At 41.4% G+C, this 3,162-nt stretch carries 3 protein-coding genes; all 3 read left to right on the top strand.

Annotated features, from left to right (window positions below):
• Nucleotides 1-874, top strand: an 874-nt coding sequence (locus CWC30_RS16150; protein ID WP_138627613.1) for a restriction endonuclease subunit S, incomplete at its 5' end; no start/stop codon positions are given.
• On the top strand, nt 871-1,905 hold the full coding sequence (locus CWC30_RS16145; protein ID WP_138627612.1) for a PDDEXK nuclease domain-containing protein: 1,035 nt from the start codon (nt 871-873) through the stop codon (nt 1,903-1,905). The genes CWC30_RS16150 and CWC30_RS16145, both read left to right, overlap by 4 nt.
• Nucleotides 1,906-3,162: type I restriction endonuclease (locus CWC30_RS16140; RefSeq protein WP_138627611.1), on the top strand; the 1,257-nt coding region annotated here is incomplete at its 3' end.

Genomic DNA, 3,162 nt, shown 5'->3' with positions numbered 1-3,162 from the left:
GTTCTCTAGTTTATTTTTAGCCATGCCACCTAAGGTTGAACAACAAAAAATCGCCAACTTCCTCGATCACGAAACCGCTAAAATCGACACTTTAATAGCTAAGCAAGAAAAGCTAATTGAGCTGTTAAAAGAAAAACGCCAAGCGGTCATTTCTCACGCAGTTACTAAAGGGCTTAACCCCAATGCACCAATGCGCGACTCAGGCGTGGAATGGTTGGGCGAAGTGCCAGAGCATTGGGTAACCTCCTCAATAAAGTATCTATCATCTTTTGTTGGTACTGGAGGAACGCCCAAAAATCAGTCTTCTTTTGTAGATGACAAAGATGCAATTAAGTGGTTTGCTCCGGGTGATTTTTCAGACCAAATTGATCTGATTCAATCATCGAAACACATAAGTTATGAAGCTGTCACTTCAGGTGATGCTAAGTTGTATAAGGAAAACTCGGTATTAGTTATTGGTATTGGTGCTACGTTGGGTAAAGTAGCACTTTGCAAGAATAAGTTTTCATGCAATCAACAAATAAACATGATAACTCCAAACGAAAAAGCAACAGCAGAGTTCATTACTTATTCTTTGCTAGCCCAGCATGAACAAATGAAGCAATCATCCAATGCTTCAACTATTGGCATAATGAACCAAGAAAAAACTAAGTCTATTAAAGTTGCCCAACCTCCTATTTCGGAACAAGTAGAGATCGTAAACGATCTGAACATAGCTCTCGAAAAATTCGAACTTATTGAGGCAAAAGCTGTAGAACAAATTGATTTGCTAAAAGAACGCAAAACAGCCCTTATCTCAGCAGCGGTAACAGGTAAGATTGATGTGCGTGATTTTGTTTCAGAACAAGGGCAACCACAAGGAATTCAAGGTTGAGTAAGCTAACGAACCTAACTCCTTTAAGCCAAGAGCTGGCCGCACTGATCCACAGTGCCAAGCAACGCGCTGCGGTCGCAGTGAACAGTGAAATTACTTTGTTGTATTGGCAGGTGGGTAATCGCATTAATCAAGCGGTGCTGGGTGGTGAGCGAGCCGATTATGGCAAACGAGTGATTGCCACGCTTTCTAATGAGCTAACGGTGCAATTTGGCAAAGGCTGGAGCAAACGCAACCTTGCGCAAATGGTTAAGTTTGCAGAGGTTTTTTGGGATATAGAGATTGTGCACGCACTGCGTACACAATTGAGCTGGACCCATATTCGCCAGTTAATTGCTATTGATGAACCCATAAAGCGAGACTTTTACACCACAATGGCCATTCAGGAACGCTGGTCAACCCGCACCTTAGATGAACGTATTGGCGCCTTGTTGTTTGAGCGCACGGCTATTTCTAAAAAGCCAGACGATACCATTGTGGCCGAACTTTCTGAGCTGCGAAATTCAGGCCAATATAATCAAGAACTGCTGCTTAAAGATCCTTATGTGCTCGACTTCTTAGAGCTGAACGATCGCTATCTAGAAAAAGATCTTGAAGATGCCATATTGAGAGACATCGAACAGTTCTTACTTGAACTGGGCGCTGGCTTTAGCTTTGTTGCCCGTCAAAAGCGTATCCAAATTGACAACGATGATTTTTATATCGACTTGCTATTTTACAACCGTAAGTTAAAGCGTTTGGTGGCAATTGATTTAAAGCTCGAAAAGTTTAAACACAGCCACAAAAGCCAGATGGAGCTATACCTCAACTGGCTAAAAAAATATGAAACCGAAGAGGGTGAAAACCCACCACTTGGGATCATTTTGTGCTCCAGTAAAAAACAAGAACAAATTGAGTTACTTGAAATGGAAGGCAGCGATATTCATGTTGCAGAATACCTAACGCATTTGATGGATGTTGAACTACTCGAACAAAAATTACAGCACTCTATTGCCAAGGCAAAGCAACGATTAAATAAAAAGGATGAGTAAATGAGCCAAGCAAAAACAGTAAAAGAGTTGCAATTTCAAAACGACATTATTGACCAAATGCTTGCACAAGGTTGGTTGCTAGGTGAGTCGAACAAATATAATAAAGAATTAGCCCTTTACCCAGAGGATGTAATTGCTTTTGTAAAAGGCTCTCAGCCTGAGCAATGGGATAAGCTAGCAAAACATTACCCTGAAACTGACCGTAGCCCTACAGCAACCGCAGATGCTTTACTTAAAAACCTAGAACGTAACTTAAAAAACAAAGGCACGCTTTGGGTGTTACGTAATGTAATTAAAGACCGTGGTGCTAAATTTAGTTTATGTAGTTTTAAGCCAGATCACGATTTAAACCCTGATGCGAGTAAACGCTATAACAAAAATATTTTACGCGTGGTGCCTGAGCTTAAATACTCGCCTAATGGGTATGACGGCCGGTTAGATTTAACTTTATTTGTAAACGGGTTACCTGTTGCAACCTGTGAGTTAAAGTCTGAATTTAAGCAGTCGCTTAATAATGCCAAAGTGCAGTACATGAAAGACCGCCAGCCAAAAGACCCAACCACTAAAAAGGCTGAGCCATTATTGACCTTTAAACGCGGTGCGTTAGTTCACTTTGCAGTAAGCCAATATAATGTGGCTATGACGACCCGTTTAGCGGGTAATAAAACCTTCTTTTTACCGTTTGACCAAGGTACCGCTGAAGGCGCTGCGGGAAATGATAGTCCGACTGATGGCAGCTATGCTACTTCGTACCTTTGGAATGAGATATTTCAAAAAGATAATCTGTTACTTATTTTAAGCCGCTATATTCACTTAGAAGTAAAAGACGAAGAGCAACTTGATGGCTCAATAAAAGTAAAAGAAACCATGATATTCCCGCGTTATCACCAATGGGCGGTGGTTTCTAAGCTTATAAATACAGTTGATTTTGAGGGTACGGGTAAAAAGTACCTTATTCAGCACAGTGCGGGCTCGGGTAAGTCGAACTCAATTGCGTGGCTATCGCATCAGCTGGCCTCAAAACATTACTTAACTGAGCACCCTGAATTACAAAAACAAGCGGGCGACAAAGTATTTGACTCAGTAATAGTTATTACCGACAGAACCGTTTTAGACAGCCAACTGCAAGATACCATTTATCAGTTTGATCATAATGAAGGGATGATAGCGCGCGTTAACCGCGAAGAGGCACAAGGCAGTAAATCGAGCCAGTTAGCCGGTGAGCTAAAAGCCAGTCCCTCAATTATTATTGTAGCC

Source organism: Pseudoalteromonas sp. S4741 (genome assembly GCF_005886135.1).
Taxonomy (GTDB): domain Bacteria; phylum Pseudomonadota; class Gammaproteobacteria; order Enterobacterales; family Alteromonadaceae; genus Pseudoalteromonas; species Pseudoalteromonas tetraodonis.
The sequence above is the reverse complement of the archived record's forward strand: the minus strand, read 5'-3'. Positions and strand labels throughout refer to the sequence as shown.